The sequence below is a fragment of the Aquiflexum gelatinilyticum genome, from assembly GCF_024813435.1.
Lineage (GTDB): Bacteria > Bacteroidota > Bacteroidia > Cytophagales > Cyclobacteriaceae > Cognataquiflexum > Cognataquiflexum gelatinilyticum.
Map to the genome: position 1 here is coordinate 126,693 of NZ_JANAEZ010000009.1, position 23,633 is coordinate 150,325.

The 23,633-nt window shown below is 38.9% G+C and carries 17 protein-coding genes; 7 read left to right on the forward strand and 10 right to left on the reverse strand.

The window, feature by feature from the left end; genetic code table 11:
- Window positions 1-439: 439 nt before the first annotated feature.
- The 3 genes from NK987_RS17915 (at window position 440) to NK987_RS17925 (ending at window position 3,243) form a co-directional block, all read left to right on the forward strand.
- Window positions 440-1,444, forward strand: a complete 1,005-nt coding sequence (locus NK987_RS17915; protein ID WP_259264976.1) for a helix-turn-helix domain-containing protein — start codon at window positions 440-442, stop codon at window positions 1,442-1,444.
- 215 nt (window positions 1,445-1,659) lie between these two features.
- Complete coding sequence (locus NK987_RS17920; RefSeq protein WP_113922010.1) at window positions 1,660-2,268, forward strand: HdeD family acid-resistance protein; 609 nt, start codon at window positions 1,660-1,662, stop codon at window positions 2,266-2,268.
- A 489-nt stretch (window positions 2,269-2,757) separates the two neighbouring features.
- Entirely contained in the window at window positions 2,758-3,243 is a 486-nt protein-coding gene (locus tag NK987_RS17925) for a hypothetical protein (protein ID WP_259264977.1), read from the forward strand.
- 77 nt (window positions 3,244-3,320) lie between these two features.
- Here NK987_RS17925 and NK987_RS17930 read toward each other — a convergent pair whose 3' ends face one another.
- The gene (locus tag NK987_RS17930) at window positions 3,321-5,882 is read right to left on the reverse strand and encodes a glycogen/starch/alpha-glucan phosphorylase (protein ID WP_259264978.1); all 2,562 of its coding nucleotides are present in this window, start codon (window positions 5,880-5,882) and stop codon (window positions 3,321-3,323) included.
- Between the two features lie 194 nt (window positions 5,883-6,076).
- Here NK987_RS17930 and NK987_RS17935 point away from each other — a divergent pair, with 194 nt between their 5' ends.
- On the forward strand, window positions 6,077-6,550 hold the full coding sequence (locus NK987_RS17935; protein ID WP_259264979.1) for a copper resistance protein NlpE: 474 nt from the start codon (window positions 6,077-6,079) through the stop codon (window positions 6,548-6,550).
- 38 nt (window positions 6,551-6,588) lie between these two features.
- A complete protein-coding gene (locus NK987_RS17940; RefSeq protein WP_258423686.1) occupies window positions 6,589-7,239 on the forward strand; it encodes a hypothetical protein in 651 nt (216 codons plus the stop codon).
- Window positions 7,240-7,329: 90 nt separating this feature from the next.
- Here NK987_RS17940 and NK987_RS17945 read toward each other — a convergent pair whose 3' ends face one another.
- Window positions 7,330-8,100, reverse strand: a complete 771-nt coding sequence (locus NK987_RS17945; RefSeq protein WP_259264980.1) for a DUF2490 domain-containing protein — start codon at window positions 8,098-8,100, stop codon at window positions 7,330-7,332.
- Between the two features lie 253 nt (window positions 8,101-8,353).
- On the opposite strand from NK987_RS17945, the gene NK987_RS17950 reads away from it, so the two are divergent.
- Window positions 8,354-9,583, forward strand: coding sequence for a porin (locus tag NK987_RS17950; protein WP_259264981.1), 1,230 nt, complete (start codon window positions 8,354-8,356; stop codon window positions 9,581-9,583).
- A 315-nt stretch (window positions 9,584-9,898) separates the two neighbouring features.
- Here NK987_RS17950 and NK987_RS17955 read toward each other — a convergent pair whose 3' ends face one another.
- From NK987_RS17955 to NK987_RS17975, 5 genes are all read right to left on the reverse strand, one after another.
- Window positions 9,899-11,302 carry a DUF1254 domain-containing protein gene (locus NK987_RS17955; protein ID WP_259264982.1) on the reverse strand — a complete coding sequence of 468 codons (1,404 nt, stop codon included), beginning with the start codon at window positions 11,300-11,302 and terminating at the stop codon, window positions 9,899-9,901.
- A gap of 182 nt (window positions 11,303-11,484) precedes the next feature.
- Window positions 11,485-12,654, reverse strand: coding sequence for a helix-turn-helix domain-containing protein (locus tag NK987_RS17960; RefSeq protein WP_259264983.1), 1,170 nt, complete (start codon window positions 12,652-12,654; stop codon window positions 11,485-11,487).
- 68 nt (window positions 12,655-12,722) lie between these two features.
- Window positions 12,723-15,377, reverse strand: coding sequence for a DEAD/DEAH box helicase (locus NK987_RS17965; RefSeq protein ID WP_259264984.1), 2,655 nt, complete (start codon window positions 15,375-15,377; stop codon window positions 12,723-12,725).
- A 3-nt stretch (window positions 15,378-15,380) separates the two neighbouring features.
- Window positions 15,381-17,024, reverse strand: coding sequence for a site-specific DNA-methyltransferase (locus NK987_RS17970; RefSeq protein ID WP_259264985.1), 1,644 nt, complete (start codon window positions 17,022-17,024; stop codon window positions 15,381-15,383).
- A gap of 609 nt (window positions 17,025-17,633) precedes the next feature.
- Window positions 17,634-18,113 carry a hypothetical protein gene (locus NK987_RS17975; RefSeq protein ID WP_259264986.1) on the reverse strand — a complete coding sequence of 160 codons (480 nt, stop codon included), beginning with the start codon at window positions 18,111-18,113 and terminating at the stop codon, window positions 17,634-17,636.
- A 273-nt stretch (window positions 18,114-18,386) separates the two neighbouring features.
- Here NK987_RS17975 and NK987_RS17980 point away from each other — a divergent pair, with 273 nt between their 5' ends.
- Window positions 18,387-18,596 carry a hypothetical protein gene (locus tag NK987_RS17980; protein WP_259264987.1) on the forward strand — a complete coding sequence of 70 codons (210 nt, stop codon included), beginning with the start codon at window positions 18,387-18,389 and terminating at the stop codon, window positions 18,594-18,596.
- Window positions 18,597-18,843: 247 nt separating this feature from the next.
- Here the strand turns inward: NK987_RS17980 and NK987_RS17985 are convergent, their stop codons facing one another.
- The 3 genes from NK987_RS17985 to NK987_RS17995 all read right to left on the reverse strand — a co-directional run bounded on the left by NK987_RS17985 (window position 18,844) and on the right by NK987_RS17995 (window position 23,581).
- Window positions 18,844-20,238: a DUF1254 domain-containing protein gene (locus tag NK987_RS17985; protein WP_259264988.1), complete on the reverse strand. Its 1,395-nt coding sequence runs from the start codon at window positions 20,236-20,238 to the stop codon at window positions 18,844-18,846.
- 86 nt (window positions 20,239-20,324) lie between these two features.
- Window positions 20,325-22,160, reverse strand: a complete 1,836-nt coding sequence (locus tag NK987_RS17990; RefSeq protein WP_259264989.1) for an alkyl sulfatase dimerization domain-containing protein — start codon at window positions 22,158-22,160, stop codon at window positions 20,325-20,327.
- Between the two features lie 251 nt (window positions 22,161-22,411).
- Window positions 22,412-23,581, reverse strand: coding sequence for a helix-turn-helix domain-containing protein (locus NK987_RS17995; RefSeq protein ID WP_259264990.1), 1,170 nt, complete (start codon window positions 23,579-23,581; stop codon window positions 22,412-22,414).
- Between the last annotated feature and the right edge of the window lie 52 nt (window positions 23,582-23,633).

The window sequence follows — 23,633 nt, forward strand, 5'->3', positions numbered from 1 at the left end:
AAGGTCACTTTATTAAAAATTGAAAAAACCAACTCAGTTCGGCCTGACTTTGGATATTTCACACAAAAGTTTTATTCAAATTGGGATTTTGAATAAAAATCAAAAATTAAACTTCATACCTGACTAAAAAAAATTTAAAAAAAATCAAAAGCTTGATCAATAAAATCAAATTTGAATAAATCTATTGAATCCAATTCGATCCGATAATGCATAAATTTTTCTTATAATAATCATACTTATTTTTTACGATCATTTTTGCTCCTATTATCTCACTTTTTTCTTTAGGAATATTCTGTGTATTTCTTTAAATTAGTCAATAACCTATTATTTCATCGGCCACAACGAAATTTTATTCTGATTAATTTAAATCCAAAGTTTGGATTTATCTCAAAGAGATATTTAATGAGAAAACATACAATTCATCACTTTTAATTTTGTTATGGGCAATTCAGAAATTCAGGTTCAGTTTTTCCATCATGTAAGAAACCTCCTCCCTCCTTACAAATCCCTTGTAGATGAAGTCTCGGATTTATTGGAAATCAGCAATGATTCTGCCTATCGGAGGATCCGTGGTGAAAAGTTTATTGACCTGGAGGAAATCAAAAAAATCAGCCAACATTTTAATATTTCCCTTGATCAGGTTTTTAATCTTCAGACCAATGCCATAGTCTTCCACGGCAAACTGAATTCATTTACCAAAGACAGTTTTGACGATTGGTTTGAGGACGTGCTGAAGCAGATACAGATGTTTCATATCCAAAAAAAGAAACATATGTATTACCTGGTAAAAGACCTGCCTCCCTTCTACCATTTATATTTTCCTGAATTGGCCTCGTTTAAATTCTTTTTCTGGATGAAATCCATCCTCCACAATGAAAGTCTGAAGAATGAGAAATTCTCTTTCAATAACCTGCTCTATTATAAGCTCAAAGATACGAGTACCAAAATGATCAATTTGTTCAATCAGATTCCGACAACGGAGATTTGGAATGAAGAAGGCATCAATGTCACCATCCGGCAGATTGAATTGTACAATGATATGGGTTTGATTCCTTCACAAAAAGAATTGAAAATCTTGTTTGAGCAATTATTGGAAGTAGTCAACCACCTCGAAAAAATGGCGGAATTGGGATTGAAATTTCCAATGGGAAAAGAACCCACAGCGGAGAGTGCGCCTTATACCATGTATGTCAATGACTTTGTCATCGGTGACAATACCATCATTGCTGAGTTAGACAATGTACAGATTACTTACCTCAACCATAGTGTCATGTACTTTATTGGTTCTATGGATCCCAAATTCAATGAAGCCATGTTTTATAATCTCCATAACCTGATCAAAAAATCAACCATGGTAAGTACTGTCGGTGAAAAAGAAAGGATCAGGTTTTTTAATAAACTGAGGAAAAAAATTGAAATCAAATTGGCAGCAATTGAGGAATGAGTGGGTGAATATTATTCATTTATCCCTTTATTTTAATTTTGGGCCTTTCGTAAAAAGGAAGGGATAACCTTCCTCTTTCCCAAGAATTTCTTGGTTAAATTAATTAGGCATTTTTTTAACAATCTTTTGATGTGATCAACCTTAAACTGAACTCAAATTTTCTTACATTTTGGATTCAATATTTTTAAAAAACAAAAAATCTAAACAAAAAGAAAATGGAATCAGTACTTAAAAAAAGCAGATTTATGATCAAAAACTGGTGGCTTCCACTGTTGGTTGGTATTTTATTCATCCTAGTCGGAGCTTGGACCATTTCCACTCCTGTCAAAAGCTACATGAGTCTGGCTATCATTTTTGCTTCTTTTATGTTTGTTTCAGGGATATTTCAATTGATATTTTCCATCAATAATAGGAATGAAATCGACGATTGGGGATGGCATTTTGCCGGAGCGATGTTTGACTTTGTGGTAGGATCTGTTTTGTTTTTCAATCCTGCGATCACCATGGTCGTCCTTCCTTTTATCATTGCCTTTTATTTTATGTTCAAAGGCTTTGCAACTTTCGGGTTTGCTTTTGATATGAAAAAATATGGTTCCGATGGATGGGGTTGGTTACTTGCAAGCGGGGCATTGTCAGTCATTTTCTCTTTGATGATCTTATTCAACCCGACTTTAGGGGGATTGACCATTGTGTTTTTTACCGCTTTGGCATTCTTCTCTTTGGGATTGTTTAACATCACCCTTGCTTTTGCGCTTAAGAAAATCAAGGAAAAAGGCGGAGATGCCAAAGAGCTTTTACAGAACTTGAAAAATAAAATTTCCTAAATACCGGCATTTTTATAGATTTTCTAAGGAAGGATAAGGTATTCATGTACTTAAAATGTTATGTGCTAAAAGATCAAAATCTTACTTAGCCTGCAATTGGCTTTGGCTACAGGATTTTTTCTTGCCGGGTCTGACAAAAATTTTCGACCTCTTTTTTCCACACCTAGAAGGGCCAAAGAGAGGAAATTGACTTGTATCCTTCGATATGCAATACGAGCTTCATACTGTGCACTTTTTTGGGTATGGTCTTTGCCCTCTATATTGAAAATAGTTTTCTGCTAAAAAAAAGGCAATTTTATTTGATTTTTCCTCGGCTATGTTTTTTGTTGGTTTGCTTAGAATTTTTCCAATTGAATCAACCAACCCAAATCAAGAATGATAATCATAGATGAGCCAAACATAAGTCATTGAATCAAAGGCTCCCTATTTTTAAATTGTATCAACGAAAAATCAAAATATAATTCAGAATTCAACTACCAATATATGAATATGGAAACCAGCGTATTAAATATCAACCATGCCGCTTTTAAAAAGGCACTATTGGATACAAGTATAAAGAAACATCAATCTGTAATTGATGATTTCAAAAACAGTATCAAAGAAATGATTGGCAGTGAAAACGAAGCCAACCAAGAGGACCCGGACATGTCCCAACAAGGTTTCAATTCGGAGCAAATCCATCGGGCAAATGCTGTAGGAGACCAAGTCAGCTTTGCCAACAAAGAAATGGAAATTCTTCAAAACATGCTTCCTACTATTGAAGATATCAATGACACAGTAAAATTGGGGAGCGTAGTGGTGACAGACAAAGACATTTTCTTTGTGTCAACAAGCATTGAAAGAATGAAAGTCAATGGTTTTTCAGTTTTTGGGTTATCGACTGAAAGCCCTTTATACCAAGTCATGAAAGGTAAAAAACATGGAGAAACCTTCTCTTTCAAAGATGCCCATTACAGAATTAAAGAGCTTTTTTGATGCTAAAGATTCTTTACCTAAGAGAAGGAAATCAAAAAATGTTAACAATTTAAAAAAAGGGGGCAAGCCCCCTTTTTCTATTTTTCTATGATTTTGATGGAATCTATTTCCACGGGAACAGATTTGACCTTCCAAATCTCGTCACAATATTCTTTGATACTCCTGTCACTGGAAAATTTTCCCATTCTTGCTGTATTCAAAATGGACATTTTTGCCCACATTTCTTTATGCTTAAATGCTTCTGCTGCTTTTTCCTGTGCTTCAATGTAAGATTGAAAATCAGCAAATAATAAATACTGATCATCATACATCAAAGAATCAGTCAATTCCTTGAAAGTATTCACATCCAAATGTGAAAAATAACCTGAATTTATTTGATCGATGGCTTCTTTTAAAACAGCATTGGATTCATAATATTCTTTTGATTTATATCCGGCCGCTTTGGTTTGAGCCACTTCATCTGCGGTCAATCCAAAAAGGAAAAAGTTTTCCTCCCCTACACATTCTCTGATTTCCACATTTGCTCCATCCAATGTTCCGATAGTCAATGCACCATTAAGGGAAAGCTTCATATTTCCGGTTCCTGATGCTTCCTTTCCTGCCGTAGAAATCTGCTCAGAAAGATCCGCAGCCGGATAAATCTTTTGAGCGTTGGTGACATTGTAGTTTGGATAAAAAACCACTTTAAGCCTTCCTCTTACATCCGGATCGTTATTAACAACCTCCCCAACCGAGTTGATTAATTTGATGATCAATTTGGCTTTACGATATCCAGGTGCTGATTTTCCGGCAAAAATAAAAGTTCTCGGCACGATTTCCAAGTCCGGATTTTTCTTGATCCGGTTGTATAAGGCAATCACATGGAGAACATTCAAATGCTGTCTTTTGTATTCATGGATACGTTTGACCTGAATATCAAACATAGACTCGGGATCAACTTTCACCCCTAACCTTTTCTGAATTTTCTTTGCAAGGGCTTTTTTCTGATCTAATTTGACTCTCATCCAAGCTTGTTGGAATTCGGGATCATCGGCATATTTTTCCAATCCTCTCAATTCTTCCAAATCTTTGATCCATCCTTCTCCGATTTTATCAGAAATAAGTTTTGTCAAATTTGGATTGCTTAAAACTATCCATCTTCTCGGTGTAACACCATTGGTTTTATTGCTGAATTTTTCGGGAGAAAGTTCATACCAATCATGCAATACTGTTTTCTTCAATAAATCAGAATGCAAGGCTGCCACCCCATTGATAGCATGGCTTCCAAGGCAAGCAAGATTTGCCATTCTGACATGTTTTCTTTTTCCCTCCCCAATTAGGGAAAGGTTACTTATTTTTTGATTGTCTCCAAAAAATCTCACCGTGACAAAATCCAAGAACCTTCTGTTGATTTCATAGATCAGCTCAAGATGGCGTGGCAATACAGAACCAAACAATTCCAAATCCCAAGTTTCCAAAGCTTCGGGAAGCAATGTGTGGTTTGTGTAGGCAAAAGTCTTGGTGGTAATATTCCAAGCCGTATCCCAATCCAACAGGTGCTCATCCATCAATAGGCGCATCAGTTCCACAACTCCGATTGCCGGATGTGTATCATTCAACTGAACAGCAAATTTTTTATCAAAGTCTTCAATTTTTTCACCTTGGTTTAGGTGAATGTTGATCATATCCTGTAAGGAGCATGAGACAAAAAAGTATTGCTGCTGCAGTCTCAGGATTTTCCCTTCCCGCTGCTCGTCATTGGGATAAAGAACTTTACTGATATTTTCACAGATGATTTTTTGGTTTACCGCATTGTTGTACTCACCTGCATTAAACGACTGAAAATCAAAAGAGTGTGGAGCTTCAGATTTCCAAAGCCTTAAAGTATTTGCAGTATTGACTTTATATCCCAAAATAGGGGTATCATAAGCGACTCCTTTCACCACGAGTTCAGGAATCCAATTGCTGCAGAACTTTCCGCTACGGTCAATGTAATGTTGAATGTGACCACCAAGTTTTACGTCATGGCTCAATTCCCTTCTTGCAATTTCCCAAGGATTTCCCCTTCTCAGCCAGTTATCGGTATCCTCTACCTGCCAACCATCTCTGATATCCTGCTCAAAAATACCGAACTGGTACCTTATCCCATATCCTATGGCAGGAACTTCCAATGTAGCCAATGAGTCCATATAACAGGCTGCCAATCTTCCAAGACCACCATTTCCTAAACCTGGCTCCACTTCTTTTTCAATCAGCCAATCCAAGTTGAGGCCAAGTTCTTCACAGGCCTGCTCCACCTCCTTATAAATCCCAAGGTTAATCAGGTTATTGGCAAGATGCGGTCCCAATAGATATTCTGCTGAAAGATACGACACAACCCGTTCCTTTCCCTGAATATACTGCTTCACTGAAGCTACCCAACGCTGCAGCAACCTGTCCCTGACAGCATAGGCCAAAGCCATGTAATAATCATTTCTTGTAGCGATTTCAGGATATTTAGCCTGTACATAAAAAAGATTATTTGAAATCGCCTTTTTTAAAGTCTCAACAGACAAACCTGTTCGGGAATCTTCCCTTTCAATATATTGATGGGACTCTGAGGAAATTGATTTGTCTTCAGTGCCGGATTCTGATTCTGTGTTTTTAATATTCTTTTTCATCTATGATTTCAGTTGCCAAGATCATTTCAAGCCGGAAAGTTAATCAAAACAAAAGTGAATCAAAATTTTAAGCTCTATCAGAAATCAAACTTATTTGCTCCTTTTTGTCCAAAATTGAAATAAAACAATAAACTATAATTGTCCCAGTCTCATTTTGATTGTATCTTGCAAAGTCATTAAATAGCCAAATTCAAATGATTTTCAAACATGTAAATGCGTTATTTTTTCTGCTGTCCTTACTTACAATTTGTTTTTCGGGATGTAAGAATAATGCAAAACAAGATGATTTGATCGTAGATGATGCCATGTTTGAGACTGAAGAATCAGTTGCAAATGACGGGCATAACTCCAGTAATTCACTTGATTTTTTTGGAACATATAAAGGAATCATTCCCTGTGCGGATTGTGAGGGAATTGAAATCGTAGTAGAGTTGGGAACAGGCAATTCCTACTCAAAGAAATCCACTTACCTTGGAAAAGAAAATCAAAATGTAATAGAATCATCAGGGACATTTACATGGAATGAAGCCGGAAACACAATAACTTTGACAGGTGAGGCTATTCCCAATCAATACTTTGTAGGAGAAAACATTCTTTTCCACCTCGATGTGGAAGGGAATAGAATTACAGGAGATTTAGCAGAAAAATATCAGTTAATAAAGCAATAAAAAACATAAAATCCTTTATCACAAACAACTACTCAAATATGAAAAAAACCTTAGTCTTCGCTTTCCTAATCCTGGCCGCAGCATGTTCTCCTGCCACTAAAATCACAAGGTCATGGACAAGCCCGGATAAATATCAAGGCGGATACAATAACCTTTATGTTGCAGCCATAATTGGAGATGTGACCAAAAGACAAACTATAGAAGATGATGTCAGGACAAAACTATCCTCCCTAGGTATCAGGTCAACTACGAGTAGTGCGACTATCCGTCCCAACTTTTGGATGAGTACAGACTTGGATAAAAATGCCATGATGAATGTCGTGAACCAAAACGGCCAGGATGGCATCATGACCATGACCTTGATAGATGTACAGGATGAGCAGCGATATATTCCAGGTGCCATGATGATGGGCGGACCAATGATGATGGGTGGTCCGGGATGGGGAATGCATGGAAATTTTGGCGGATTTTGGGGAATGAATCATGGCATGATGATGACCCCGGGACATATTGTCAATGACAGAAGGTACTTTATTGAAATCAATATCTACGATGTCAAGTCGGAATTATTGGTTTGGTCAGCGCAATCCAAGACCCTGAACCCGACATCCATGGAGAAATTCTCCTCCGAATTTGCCCAAGTAGTTTTGGAAAGAATGCTCGAAGAAGGGGTAATCAGAAAACAATAGAATTCTCAAAGTGAATTTAAATCCCGGTTAAGGTGGCGAAACCCCTTCAACCGGGATTTTTATTTATATGCTGATTTGCTTTAGTCAGATTCAATCAACATGATCTCCCGGGAATTCAACAAATGGAGATTCACTTTTTTTGATAGCCCTCAGGTTAATTGTAAGCCAAAAAACCATACCGTGATTCAACCTTGCAGTGACAGGACTGACATTGATATACCTGACAATATATCCTACGGAATAAGTAATTGGACCTGAATTAAGCCCCATTATCAAATGAGTCCGGTGCTCGTGTCTGACCCCATTAGGTCCTGAACCGGTTGTAAAAAGTGCTTCATTCAGTAGACTTGTGGCCAAAACAGTTTTTTCACTGATGACATTTCCCCAATTATACCGCAGTGCATTATTGAATCTCCATCTGTGGTTAAACGAAAAACCGTCTCCCGGCAGGCCTGATTCAATATTCTGTATAAATCTGGCATCATAACGGAACCTAAAACTCGTACTTAACTTTTTGGTGGAAGGTACCCTGAAGATGGTTTGCATCCATGGTCTGTGCTCTGTCCGGATCAGTTTCCCTTCTGAGAGTGGTGTGGTAAGCCGCAGCCAACTGTATCCTGCCGTGGTGACAATATTGTCCCTTTTGTTGTGGTAGGTCATACCTTTACGGTAAATAAAAAAAGTCTCATCCACAAAATGTGCATCATTCCAAACAGACCATTTTTCAGATACCCTCACGGAAGTCATCACACCCCACCAAGTTTCATAATTATATTGAAATTGCTGCTGCGCTGAAACAATAGAAAAAGTAGATAAAAAGGAATAAAGTAAAAGAAAAATTACTTTCTTGAAATTAAGCATGACACAAAAATAAACAAAACCTCAATCTTTTATGGAAAATCCCATCACGGATTGAAGTTTTATCAATAAAATTAAATCAATTTATGTACCATTAATCTATCTCCAAAATGCATGAAATCAAAATATTGATTTGGAAAAGGATGGTGTTTTCAAATAAATTTTTCCCCTTCCTTTCTCCTTTTTCATCATAAAATCCAATTGATAATAACTATATACTTTCTCTTGTGCCTATATTTGACCTCACATTATAACTATGCATTCAATCAAGAGAATACTTTTTATCCATTATTTCCTGTTTTTAGGGGTATTATTCTTAGGCCCACAATCTGTGATGGCCCAAGTGGAGTCCGATGAGCGTCCCTTATCCGTAAGTCAGGAAGGGATCGGTTTCAAAAAAGATTCCGTTTTTCTTTTGAATCTTCGGTTTAGGATGCAAAATAGGTTTGGGTATTTCAGTAGCATGGACAACATCGATAAACCGGGCATAGAGGCTGTAGTGAGAAGGCTTCGCTTGCGTTTCGACGGATATGTTCTCAATTCTAAAATCGGGTACTATATACAGCTTTCCTTTTCAAGGAGCGATCAGGACCTTGTCTCAGGCAATGTGTCCCAGATCGTCAGAGATGCCATGGTATATTACAATGTGAGTAAAAAACTATACTTTGGATTTGGACAAAGTAAATTGCCGGGTAACAGAGAACGGGTGATTTCATCAGGGAATCTGCAATTACCTGACCGTAGTATTGCCAATTCAACCTTCACCATTGACAGGGATTTTGGATTTTTTGCCTACAGTACAATCAATTCAGGGCCTAAGCATACTGTATTTTTAAAAGGTGCTGTAACAAGCGGTGAGGGACGCGGACAATTGGTTTCTCCCGGCGGGCTTAGCTACACAATAAGGGCCGAATATCTGCCGTTCGGGGTTTTTAAGAATGTTGGTGATTATTCTCAGGGAGATCTGGAATTTGAAGAAAAGCCCAAACTTTCAATTGGCACATCCTATAACTTTAACGACGGGACCAACCGGGCCGGAGGTCAACTTGGAAGCATTTTGCCCAATGCTGTAGACCTACAAACCTTCATTGCAGACCTGAAGTTCAAGTATAATGGATGGGGCATCATGTCTGAATATTTTGACAGAAAGGCCGGTGGTTTTGAGTATACTGCCGACAATGCTTTGGCTATGAATAGGATTCCAAGGGGGACAGGTTTGAATATTCAGCTGAGTAGGATGCTCGGACGCAAACACGAGGTGGTAGCCAGGTATTCGATGGTAACCCCCGAAAAGGGTTTTGAATCCTACCAATACAAATTGCAAAACAAGGCATTGGGATACAACTACTACCTGAACAAGCACCGCGTCAAGTTTCAATATTATATCGGACTTGACAACAGGCAGCATCCCGGAGAAATTACCGAATTAAGACATACATTCACCAACCGCCTGAATACCATGATTCAAATTGAATTGGGCATCTAATGATCGCCCATTAGATAATTGAATCGTGGTAGTTTTGTTATTGAAATTTCTTTTCAAAAGCCAAAGATTCTACAAAGTTTAATTTCACTTCTTAAATTTTTTATCGGGAGGTCTTTACCAGAATCATCCGTTAATTAATAGGAATTACTTTTCGGCATTAGGTCTAATCGAATTTGTTATAAAATGAACACAGTTAAAAAACCTACTTTTTTAAAATATCTCATTCCCTAAAAATCAAAAAACCTCAACCAAAAATGGAAAATACCATTCTAGTTGAGGTTTTTTATAGAGAATCAAGAATAGATTGGCAATAGATTATTGTACCCGTACCAAAGGCTTTGGCTTCCAGGTGCCGTTGAAGGCTTCTGGTTTTGGCCAATACAGGCGATTCACGAAAAAGAACGGGCCATTGGGAGCGGGCAGCCAATTGGATTCCATTTCCTTGCCCGGAGTTTCGTATTGGATATACAGGGTAATGCTATTGTCAGCGTTGCGCTTCAGGTTGGGTATCATAGGAGAGTTGATCAAATAGCGGTTGATTGGGTTTTCGAGCATCATTCTGGAGGGCAACTCATACATGGTATAGGACCAAAAAGCATTGACAGGAGGCATTTCATCGTCTTTCATCGTCAGTGTGTACTTGTTGGTGGCGGCATTCAAAGGCTGACCCTCCGAATCTGTTTGGTAAATTGGGTAAAGGGCTTCTTCTTTTGAATTGCCATAAATGCCCAATACTGCCCCGGCCATACGGAGAAGATAATTGTTATTTAAATGCTCCCTGGTTCCAAACGCTTCTGCACTCCCGACTTTTCCGGTCATTATTTCTGCTTCATTATAGGCCGCAAATTCCTTCCAGGCATCCTGGATTCCGGCCGCCAAAGCTTCTTTGATTTCGGGGGTAAATGATTCGGGGTCAAAAGCTTTGCCGGGTACTATGCCGATTTTGGCGAAGCGTTCGAAAAGCTCTTTTTCAGACTCATGGATAGCCCAGAACTGTGACCAGAAGTTTAATAAATTAAAATACAACAGGTTGGATTTCTGTTCCTCACTGTTGAGTGGCTTCACCCAGGTAATGGAAGCGGGTTGCGCAGGGGCCGCCTGCTTCTGATAGGCAGACAATGGCATCAATTCATAACCAGACTGGATCTTGATGACATTATCAATATCATCCGGTTCAAACAGCTGGGTGCGGATTAGCGCCATCACCATATTGGTTTCTGATCGGATAACCTTGTCGAAACCGCTTGGAGCTTCCCCTTTCCAATCCGGCCCCGCAATCAGGTATTTGCCACCTTTATTACCTGTAGTCCTGCTGCCTATGTAAGCAAAATTGTGGGTAAATCCATCTATCAACTGCACAGAGAAGTAGCGGGTGTCTTCAATAGGGGGAATGATGATCACAATAGGCTCTCCCCTGAGGTCCAGTCCCGCCCAAGAATATGGGGTATCCGAATTGGCTGTTTGGACCGATCGATCCTCATGGGTATAAACCTTTGGAATGTTCTTTAATTGGTTGAATGACACTTTGAATTCGGGATCATTTTGGTCCACGAAATAGGAATAGAAAATCCTGTAGTGATCCACCAATGGAAACCCATAGATGTATGCCTCTTTGGCAATGGCCCGAGCCTCTTCGGGTGTGACTGATTTTTCCTTTGGCGCACACTGGACTAATATCCACAGAGCCAAGACTGCAAAGGGTAAATAATTGATTTTCATAATCTTTGTTTGGATAAATTCTACTCCAAATTTAATTCAAATGGGTGCAGAACAGACATACTCCTTGCATGTTTTTAGCAAAACCATGCAAGAAGAAATATCAACATAGGGTGATGGAAATTCTTCCTTTTACTAAAAAAATCCCTTGTATATTTCTCTAAATATCCTTTTTAAAAAATATATCAGGGTCGAGCCATTTTTTCTAACTCAAACCTAAATTCCGAGGGAGAGACTCCGGTTACTTTTTTGAATGCCTTGGTAAAAGAATTTCTGTTGCTGAATCCGCACTCAGCCGCGACAGCTTCCAAAGTGAAATGATGCCATTCACCTTTTTCAAATTTGGATAGACAGTATCGGATTCGTTTTTGGTTGACATAGTCTACAAAGCCAAGGCCTTTAGAGGTGTTTAGGCTTTTAGATATCTGATAAGCAGGTATATTGATATCTCTCGAAAAATCATGAATGCTGTAACCTCCTTTCAAAAAATGTAGGTTCCCCTCCATTTGAGATTCAATGGTTTGCATCATTTCCTCCATTTTCTTCCCTTCCCCTTCTGTCATCGGCATTTTGATGATGACTTTAGAAGCCTTGGAATTTCCGTCAAATGTTCTTCCATACAGCAAAGAGGGGAAAAAAAACAACGAAATACTTGAAATCAACAACCAAATGACCGCAAATGAATTGGCAATGTGGTAAGTGGTCAATTGATCCAACCAAATGAGGCTAAGGTAGAAAGGTAACCACATAAAGAATTGGCAGCCCAAAAATATCAGCATCCAATTTTTCCACACCTTGTTTTCAGGAGTGAATGAGGCAGTATTTCGAAGCCACTTGACAAAAACCACCACCTGCGCCATCCAATAGGCACTCAATAAAAATGTTCTGAATTCCAGATGAAAACCCGGACCCAAATATTTGCTTTGATTAAACTTTCCGAAAACAGCCAAATTATTGATTTCTTGAAGAATCAATTCTTTTTTTTGCGCTGAAGACAGCCACAAAACATCTCCTAAGTCAATCAGATAGATGATAAGTGGAATCGCGTGTAATAAGTCGTACCATTTCCATTTGCGTTTGCTGGTATAAAAATCAACATGCAGAAATGTCATTACGATGAAAATCATGATGAAAATATTTCCTGTTCTATAAAAAACAGGCCAATAAACAAGTAATTCGGATATCAGGGAGAAACTAACCCAAATAGCCAAGGAGACACTCAGTTGGGCAATTCCTAAAGGCAAGTTGGCGGGATTGGTCTTGATTCCGAAATAAAAAATTACTGCAGCAGACACGATCCCAACGCCTACCGCAACAAGATGAACAAGGGTGATAAAATCAAAACTGATTTCCATTTTTAAAGGTCAATGCCCTATAAATAGCACAGTACAAATAAAGGAATTTTGTGGAATAATTATGAGTATCACATAGCGCCTATTAACTCTTTGGCTTTGTCTAAGGTAAAAGCACCTTTAATTTCTTTTTTATCAAAAACCATAAAATAAGCAAAATCATTTCCTGCTTGTTTTTCCCACTCATTTCCAAGACGGCATTTGGCCTCACTATCGGATCCATCCAAATGATCTCCTTTCGTCTCAATCAAGATAGTCTTTCCTGATTTTGTTTGTAAAATGAAATCAGGGTAGTGATTTGCTTTAAATCCATTGATATAAAAACCTTTCCCCCTCTCTAAGTTTCTGTGCCAAAATGCAATGTTTGAAGAGGTACCTATTTCCATTGCTACTCTTTCTTCAAAATTATTCATGATTCCTTCTTTCTCATATAAAGAATTTCCAATTGAAGAACCAATATTTCCAGGAACGATCTCCTTTCCAAGTTTCCAACTTCCCTTGGTGATTATCTTTTTTGACTTGACCAAATCCATAAATCGTCCTTCTGCATAATTATCTGACAATTGACGAATCTTAAATTTTATTTTATCTGTATGGCTCCGTTTTCTTCCCAAAACATCTCTCAGTTGCTCTGAATTCATATTTTGTAGAATTCGCTTAATATATATTTTGATTTCTTGATCAGGAATAGGAGACATATTTCCGATTTCAACGAGCAATTGGTGGGCAATGTCTATAATCTGATTTTCTTTTGGCTTTGCTAAAATGTATTCTGCAATGGGATCTCTGACCATGCTGTCCTCAATTTTAGTAAAGGAAGGTATGTATTCGTTTTTTTTAGCTTCCTCCAAATCAATCTTGTATAAATCGGTTGGAGTTTTATCAAAATCAATTTTTATGTCCTCTTCTGACAGTTTAAAGTCTTTAAGTAAAGATTCCCTGTTAAGCAGTTCTTGATCTGTCCCAAAAATATCACTGGCAGTTACTTTGATAAAAAACTGGGGAAATTCTATCTTTTCAATCAACTCTTTGTTTGATTCTTTGACTTTGTATCGCTTCACTTTTGAACCCATTTCTTGAAATATGTTTTCGTCTACAGGTTGCTTCTCCTGTTCTTTAATCAATTCTTCTAATTGTCTGCTTTGCTCTTGGGCAAGTGTTTCTATTTCTTGAATTGCAGAATTTAGAGGTTCTTGAATTTCATCTACATTCTCAAATGATGCATTTGGATCAAATGTAACCCTGCTTTTGTCGATGATTTCTTCTGATGTTTCGGGTGTTTGTTGTTCGGGAAATAAGAAAGCTTCAACAGGATCAACCTTTACAATTTGCTTTTCCTGTTCTGTCATTTTATCCACTTTCCGGTAATCATCTTCGCTAAACCCTGATTCGAGCAATCCTTTTACAATGCTTTGCAAGGTTTCATTGAACTTGGCAGAAGCAGTAAGGACATAGGATAGGTTAAGTTGAAATGCTTTGTGACAACGGACATAAGGCTGGCGTAGCACTCTACCAAGAATTTGTTCCACATCCACGGAACTGGATTTGTCTGCAAGAGAAGCCAATATATAGGCAAATGGACAATCCCAACCTTCTTTTAGGGCATTGATCGTGATGATGTATCTGACCTCGCAGTCTTTATCCATCAGGTCAATTCCTTTCAATTCATCGATGTTGGCTGTCTTGATTTTAATATGCTCTTTGGGAATTCCTAAACCGAGCAATTGCTCTTTTAGCTTTTCAAAAGTTGTATTGTCATCATTTGTTTTCGGTTGGGCTTGGAACAACACAATTGGTCGGATGTATTTACCTCCTTCTGCTTCCTCTTTTTTTGCCAGTATCTCTAATTTCCGCTGAAGGTGCAGCGCATTGTTGATCACTTCTGTTTTATCATGGTTGTTGTACACGATCACAGGAAGCTTTACCATGTGTTCCTTTTTCAATTCTATAGCAGGAACAAGACTCACTAGGTTGCTATTCTTTTTGGGAGTTGCTGTCAGGTCAAGTATAAAGGAAGGATTCAGGTTTTTAAGCATATCAATGCTCAAATCACTTTCCGCATTGTGGCTTTCATCTACCACCAAAACTGGATTGAGGTAACGCAACACATTGATCAAAGCGTTATCATCATATTCAGTTAGAATATGTTCATTGCTTTTGTATTGGGATACAAAAGATTCCAATTGCCCATTTTCCTGATACACTTTCCTGTCATCTTTGTTTTTTGCTCTTAAACTTGCAAAACTCATTACAAAGATGCTTAACTGGTCTTTTACAACCGTTGGATTAAAATTAGAACCCTGTAACAAATCAGCCTTTTGATAAACTTCCACCCTGTTATTGAATAAAGCATTTAGCTTTTGTCTGTAAGGATGTTCAGGATTAGAAAGTGTATTTACAGTTTGTTGTAAAAGATTACTCCATGGAACCAACCAAATCACAGCCTTTGGTTTTGCTGAATCATAAGCCGAAAAGATAGAATGTAGGGCATTTACTGCAATAAATGTCTTTCCTCCTGCAGTAGGTACTTTGATGCAAACATGAGCCGCGTTTGAGATGTTGTTTTGATAAGGTTGCATTCCGGTTCCTTCCAATGGATTGTAGGGCCCTATCTTATCTTCCCAATATTGATTGAAAGCCTTTGCAAGATTATTCTCCACTTGGACATACTCCAAGTACTGCTCCAGATTCTCTAATACTTTCCGTTGATAACTCTTTAATTCCATGGCTTAAAATCTGGTAATGTCTCTTGGTATCTTTTTAAAAATAATATTCTTTTTGGCCATAAACTCACCCGGAAGCAAACAATTATCAGCATAGATTACATACTGCTCGCCTTTGGTCTTGATAAGCTCTAAAGCATCAAAGTCTAAAGTAGTCAATCTGTCTTTTTCATAAATAAAATAATAGACCGTGCTGTCTTTGATTCCCAATTCATACTGATTCATTCTTGACTCATAAGTAGAACGGGTCTCTGAAAACCAGATGTATTCCCTGATTTTCTCCAGATCCACTGCCTCATTTAGATTTTGGTTCTCATCAAATAAAGGCAAACCCAATTCATAAAAATCAAACTCCCCACCTGTTCCTTCTATTGCCTTTGTTCCTGTTCCATATCCTTTGGCTACCCTTTTTATTCTTTCAGCTGTGATGTCATTCGCATAGTCCTCCATTTCTATCAATATAAACTTACGGTTGCCTCCGTCTTCTTTGTTTAAGTTAAGTACTGCATGTCCAGTTGTACCAGAACCAGCAAAGGAATCTAATACTATTGCATCTTCATCTTGATGCAATGAAATAAGCCATTCTATTAAAGTCACCGGTTTTGGTGTGTCAAATAATTTTTCTCCGAATATTTCTTTTAAGCTGGCAGTTCCATCAGAATTATAACCAACGGAGTTTAACCACGTTGTCCAGCCCACCATTTTTTTTTCTTCTCTAATTTTCTCAAATGGAACCCACCTTTCTTTTTCACCATTTACAATTACACCTTCATCATAGGGACATAATTCCCAATGAGCTATTTCAGGATTTTCAACTATTGGTTTCATTTTCTGTTTTTCGCCCCATCTCCAATGTCCTTCTTTACCATCATTTCTAAAAGGAAAAACTTCATCGCCATTTGGAGTTTTCAATGGGAACCATTGACCGGGCCTATCCTTTCTTAAAGATGTCCCACCCCATTTTCTTAATTCTCTACCTTTTTTATATTTCCCAAACTTGTCTTTAAGATTTAAAGAACCAGCTGATCTTTCTTCCTGGGTAATACTACTGGCCGTTCCATTATGATATATTAATATATATTCATGGCCATTTCTCAAAAATCTTTTTTCTTTCCCGCCACTTGGTTCAGCTAACCATGGTGCGCAAGCTAATTTATTTTGTTTTCCAAAAATATCATTCAATAAGTGTAGTCCATTTTCAAGTTCACTATCATCTAAACTCATAAAGATTAACCCATCTTTATCTAATAATTTTTGCAGTAGCTTAATTCTAGGGTACATCATGCAAAGCCATTTATCATGGCGGGTAAGATCCTCACCCTCTTTCCCTACTACTTCACCCAGCCATTTATTGATTTTCGGATGATTGACATTGTCGTTATAGACCCATCCTTCATTGCCGGTATTGTAAGGAGGATCTATATAGATGCACTTGATCTTTCCTTCATATTCAGGCAGGAGGCTTTTGAGTGCTTCGAGGTTGTCCCCATAGATGATTTTGTTGCCACTGTTGGTCGGTTCCTTTTGTTCTTCTCCTGACCCTGACAGCGGATCAGCTTTAAAACCGTATTTGTGTTCCAATACCCTGTATGGCACGTCTTGGTGGTGGCTTATTACTTTCTCTTTTCCTATCCAGTGCAGTGTCGGCATATGGTTATTTCTATTCTAGATGTGTGTTTTCAGTAAGGATGGCAAAATAAGTTTATTTCTTTAACCATTTCGTTTTTAAAGATAAAAAGGGTTTTAAAACCTTTTAAATGCCATTCTAATTTAATTTTAAAATTTCTAAGTACCCTCCTCTCCTACTCCACTACCTTCTGAAGGTACATGAGTACCTTATTTTGGTACTGCAGTATGCTTAGAAGGTACTCATGCATTAAAAAAGACTTCAGTTGAAGTCTTTTTTGATACAGCAGTAATCTTTTTTGTTACCTCAGTATTCTTTTTTGTTACAGGAGTTATCTTTTTTAGAACAGCAGTAATAAATTTCAATACTGAGGTATTCTAATTCAATACTGCGGTATTAAAATTTACTACACATGAAATCTTTTTTGTTACTGCGGTACTTTTTTAGTCTTTCTCTGTATCAAAATTGCCTACTCCAGTATGCTCCGAGAGTACTCGAGTATGCTCCGAGGGTACTCGAGTACCTTCTGAAGGTACTGAATTAGTAATTTAAGGTACTGCAGTACCTTTTTGACATAAAAAAAGGCCGGATCTTTCGATCCGACCTAGTTCAAAGGGTAACCCACGACTTTTTTATATTTCGTCACTTGGTTTTGACTTCCTTTTTCCCTGTGCTTCAAACCTCTTGCTGAGGTCTTCATAGATGGTTTTGGCATCGGGAACATTCATTTTGGCTGCCATCTTTACCGAGTTGTAATAACTGAGCGAACCTTCAAATGTTTCAGACCCTGTCAGCATCACGGTGTCACTCAGGTTATTCTCAAGTTGCTGAACTGTACGGAAGATAGGAACCAGTGCAGAGTAGGCATCCCAGTCTTTTTCCAGTTCGGCGAGCTGTACAAATGACGGAAGAAATTGGGGATCAGATACAGCATAATCCATAACCTTGGCGACAAAAGGTTCGGACCCATCTCCCATTTTGAGAAGTTTGCGACGGTCTTCGGGGGTAAGGGCTTTGAGATAAGGCTTCAAAATGCCGTTAATGGTAGCTAGGGAATCTTTGACTGCTTGCAGTTCTGCGGGTGGGATGGTGATTGAGATTGAATTGTCCATGTTGTTTGTTAAAGTTTATGGGTTAAAAATACTTATCAAACTAAAGTAACAATGCAATTTCGTCTTTCCTACTTAAACTCTAGTCTCAGAGGCAACTTATCCGACTTAAACGTTTGCACACGGATAATCAAAAAATTTAAATAAATTTAAACTTCTCTCTAGAGTTTGTTTGAATCATACAATTTACGACCCACTTTGTATCCCGCTTTCTCCCAACCACAATTGACGTTTACCCTCTGACGTTTAAAAAAAAATTCTTAACCTTCATTTCAAATGAAATCCGAAGAAGAACTTAACCGGGAAATCATTGCTATCACGCTCAAAATCCGGGAATATTCCCCAAAATTCCAGCATGGCCCGGGAGGGGATTCTGAGTCCGATACCAATTTGGATAGCAACCTAGAATACAACAAATACTTAGACAGTTACCTTGATTCTTTGAAACAGATTCTTAAAAAGTACGAGGAGAATCACAGGGCATAAGTTGAATACTCGATTGAGGCCAATTGATTTTTACCTTGACATAATCAATTTTCACCATGTATTTACTTCCATCCACCTCAGGCTCATTCTGACCTTTTTTTTGAAAAATTGAAGTCATACTACCAAAAGATTTCTTCCACCAAACTGCCCTGACACTATCAAAAAAGCAAAAACCTCAACCCAAAATGGAAAGTACCATTCAAGTTGAGGTTTTTACATTTAGAATGAAGAATATATTGGCAGTAGGTTACTGCACCCGAAGCAATGGAGCTTGTTTCCAAGTACCGTCAAGCGCTTCCGGCTTTGGCCAATAAAGTCGGTTAAACAGCAAGAAGGCCCCTTTTGGAGCAGGAAGCCAATTGGATTCTTTGTCCTTCCCGGGTGATTCATGTTGAATATATAGCGTTAGACCTCCATCTTCATCCATTTTGAATTGCGACAGCATGGTCGAGTTCAACAGGTAGCGATTGATTGGATTGTGAACCAATAGGCTTGCAGGAGAATCGTACATAGTAAGCGACCAGAAAGAGTTAACAGGGGGCATCTGACCCTTCTCAAAACGCAAGTTGTACCGATGAGAGCCGTCCAGCATTTGGCCGTCACTGTCCGTGAAGTAAGGCAGATAGATCGCTTCTTCCTTCGAAAGTCCATAGATCCCGATCACCGCTGCACCCATCCTATAGAGGTAATTGTTCTGGAGATGCTCACGGGTGCCAAGTGCATCACCGGACGTCATCTCACCCCTGTTGAACCGATCTCTTAATCCCTGGAAATCAGACCATGCATCGGTGATGCCAGCCTCAATCGCCTCCTTTATTTCAGGCGATAGTTCCTCTGCATCAAAAGTTTTACCTGCACCGATACCGATCTTTTCAAATCGCTCCATTAAAGCCACTTCTGATGGATGGGTTGGGCAGAATTGAAGGTAAAAGTTCAACAGTGAAAAGAAATCGAGAGATGTTCTCTGTGAGTCAGGAGTAAGCGGTTGGGGAAATTCTATGGCCGGTGCGGCTTTAGGGGCTGGATTTTTAAGAAATGCTGATAAGGGCTGAGCAATATACTGTTCCTGAATCTTCTTGACATTTTCGAGGTCGTCCGGATTGAAGAGTTGTGTCCGAAACTGGGCGGAGGCGATTTCGGTCTCACAGCGAATCACGCGTGTAATTCCTTCAGGTTTTTCACCTTGCCAGTTGGGTCCGGCAACAAGAAAACTGCCTCCATTGTTACCGTCCGTACGACTCCCGGGAATATCAAAATTGTGCGTATATAGGTCAATCAACTGCAAGCTCCAGTAACGTTCAGGAGCGATGGGTGGTACAGTAAACACGATAGGTTCTGCACGCAGATCCAAGCCGATCCAAGAGTACGGGGTGTCAGAATTGGGTGTCTGAATCGCCCTGTCATCAGGTGTGAATACCCGAGGAATATTGACGAGCGTGTTGTAAAGTCCTTTATAGTTCGCGTGGCCTTTATCAACGAAATAGGTGTACTGTACACGCATATTGTCCACAAGTGGGAAGCCGTAAAGGTATGCCTCTTTGGCGATGGCCCGGACTTCTTCGGGTGTAACTTCAGTTTTCGGACTTTGGCAGCCAATGGCAAAAGCAATAATGCCTAAGCCAAGCAACAATTTATTTTTCATCGTTTCTAATTTTAAATGATAATTTCATTTAGGAAAATCTAGCAATGATCTTTGATGCATATATATATGTTTTTTTTAATCGGAGCTTAAAATTGGTCCTCCGCATTAGTCATTGGTATGGTATAATTTTTAGCCGGATCAAACTTGTCAAACAAATCCATAACGGTCTTCAAATCTTCCATACTTCCTTTGGTCATCTTAACCCCGCCGCTTTTGGCAGCTTCTTCCAAAGTGGTGGAGTTGAGATAGAGATCAGCCCATGTTTTGGTATCCACTATGCAGCTTATATCCGCCGGCCTGTAATGGTTGGCCGGATTGGGAACAAATTCCGCTATGCCCCTGCGTACGTGCAAGCCTGCTGAAGTGCCGTTAGAGAAATTGAAGACCAACATCTTCTCGGTATTTTCTGATTTTTTTGGATCAATCCGCACCCTATACATGTCCACAAAAAAAGTAGGTTTGGCAGCTATGATATCCTGCTTAGGTGGCACTACCCTAGGAATCTGCACTTCTCCTTCAAGTGCACGTGCCTCACTTAAGAAAAAGGAACGACCTATTACACTCAAGGAAGTTTGGCCCATAGCCCTGTATACATCGGCCAATAATTTTCTGGCTTCGGTGTCTTTAGAGTCAATTGTAAACAGGTAATTTCCAAGTTGTGCTGCCCAAGCAAATTCACGTTTGGCAAATGAAGCCTTGGCTGCCTGCAACACTTTTTTTCTTCCTCCCATCAATGCGACTGTCTTTTGTGCTTCTTCTACAGGAGGTAGTTTGTGCAGGGTAGAGAGGTTTCTGTCAAACCAACCCATTTGGTGGTAAAATACCGCCGGCGTAAACCAAGGAACTTCTCCGTAAGCTTGTGCATTGTTTGGAAAAGCAGCAAGGTGTTTGGGTTGATAGACAAAATACCTCAATTCATCAGGACCCAAACCATGCAAAATTCCTCTGAGGGATTGGTCATAAACCAGCGTGACCATATCCATGTAATTTGAAATGGCATCAAACACTTCTTTGCTACCCTGAACTGTTTTGGCGTGGGTATTCATCATCACTTCAGGTTTCAAGTCCCTGATTACCTGAAGTCCGTTTCTCCATTCCCTAGGATCTCTGTAGGAAGCGCCTCTGATACTGTAAAGGTTTGGTGTTCCCGGCCAATAGAAATTGTTCATGACCGCTTTTTGCTTTGGCAAATAAATGGTCAAGCTGTGGTCATCTGATCTATTTTCAGTAAAAAATTGAAAATCAATGCCTCCAATCTCCACAATTTCCCCGTTTTCAACAATTTTGTTGGCAGGCAAGTACGCATTTTCTTTGATGCGGTACCTTTGACCAAGCAGGCCATCTGCGCCTGTATCAGGAAGAAAATTACTGAATTGAATCAACTGCCTTGCTGTCAAAACCGGTCCCAATTCAGGAATCTGCGCTATCGCACCTCCCGACATAAAATTATTTTGAACTGTTTCGTTGAGCCTTTTGTGACCAATAATCATGGCTGTTTGCGGATCATCAACCAACATGCCTGTGCCCATGCAATAGTGCGAGTGGGTATAGATGGCTGCAATGATGGGTTTTTTACTGATGTTTTCCCGAATAACTTCCCTGAGTTTAATCCCCTCTTCTTTTGAATCGCCGGAATCAATAATTATCAATCCCTCATCTGATTCAATTACCACCACATTGGTAATAGAATACCCGCCAAGTACCCAAATCCCCTCAGAAGCTTTTTCTATGGTAGGTTGAGGATATATCAATTGTAATGTCTGTGCAAACCCTGCATCGGCCACAGCGCCGTTTGGGGCGGTTATTGTTTTTACATCCTCCCTACCCATATACCTACCAGGGTAATTGAGGGTTGATTGTGCGTGCAACATGTTTATTAGGCCTGCAGCTACCATCAGTGATAAAAGAATCTGTTTTTTCATGGTGTATTTTGGAATGGAAATTATGTTTAACTGCTATTACTATTTATTGGGCAGAAAAGTATGGTATGGTGAATTGACCCAATCTAACAAGAGGTTTCATGATGGCTACAACTCAAAAATAAGTCAAGGCATCTTGTAAGGCTAAATGTGCTGGCATGTATTCAATCAAGAATGGCGAATACTAACGACTTGGTATATAAAAAATCGGCTGATTTATTTCCTGAGCGTGGCCGTGGGCTGATTATTGAACTCTAGGACTTATAAAAATTTTCCCTGTATTCAGATGGTGAGGTTCCAAGAAATTTTTTGAAAGCATTGGTGAATGAATTGCGGTTATTAAACCCGCATTCAGTGGCGATGGCTTCTATTTTATAATTTGTCCATTCTCCTTTTTCAATTTTATCAACGCAATACTGAACACGCTTTTGGTTAATATAATCCAAAAACCCCAAACCCTTGAAGGTATTCAGGCTTTTGGAAATTTGATAAACCGGGATATGGATATCTTTCGAAAAATCATTGATCGTATACCCTATATTCAAAAAAAATCTGTTTTCTACCATTCCGGATTCTATCATTTGCATGACATCTTCCAATTTTTTTCCCTCTGCATCGGATATGGGAGCTTTCTTAAGAGCTTTAGTAAACTTTGATATCCTATTTCCTCCCTCATAAGGCCTTCCATAGAGCAAGGAAGGAAAAAAGAAAAGTGAAGCACTTGAAAGCATCACCCATCCCACTGAGAAGGAGTTGACGATATGATAGGTAGTCAATTTGTCCAGCCAAAAAACAGTGAGGTAAAAAGGAAACCACATGAAAAACTGGCAAAACAGAAAAAATATCATCCAATTTTTCCAAACCTTGTTTTCATGGGTCAATATTGAATGACCTTTTACCCATCTGACTAAAATAACAACCTGTGCCACCCAATAGAGACTGAATAGCACTGTCCGGAATTCTTGGTGAAAACCCGGACCGATAAACCTCCCTTGGGAAAATTTTCCCAAAAGGTCCAAATCATTGATTTCTAAAAGGATGAGTTCAGTCTTTTGTGCAGAAGATAACGACAACACATCCCAATAATCCACCAAATAAATCAAAAGCGGAATCGCATGCAGCATGTCGTACCAACGCCAAAGCCTATTCTTGGTATGGAAAATTGTATATAAATAAGGCATCGGGATAAAAATCAAGACAAACACATTTCCCAACCTGTACAAAAAAGGCCAATAGACAATCAATTGTGAAACAAGGGAGAAACTCACAAAAATTCCCAGAGAAATGCTTAGCTGCCCTATACCCAAAGGTTGATTGACAGGATTGGTCTTGAATCCGAAATAAAGAATAACCGCAGAAGATACTACCCCCACGATGACAGCGGCCAAATGAGCAAAGGTGATAGAATCAAAACTTATTTCCATTCGATTAAAAATTCCCTGCTTAATTTATTTGGATGAATAGTTTCTCAAGTAA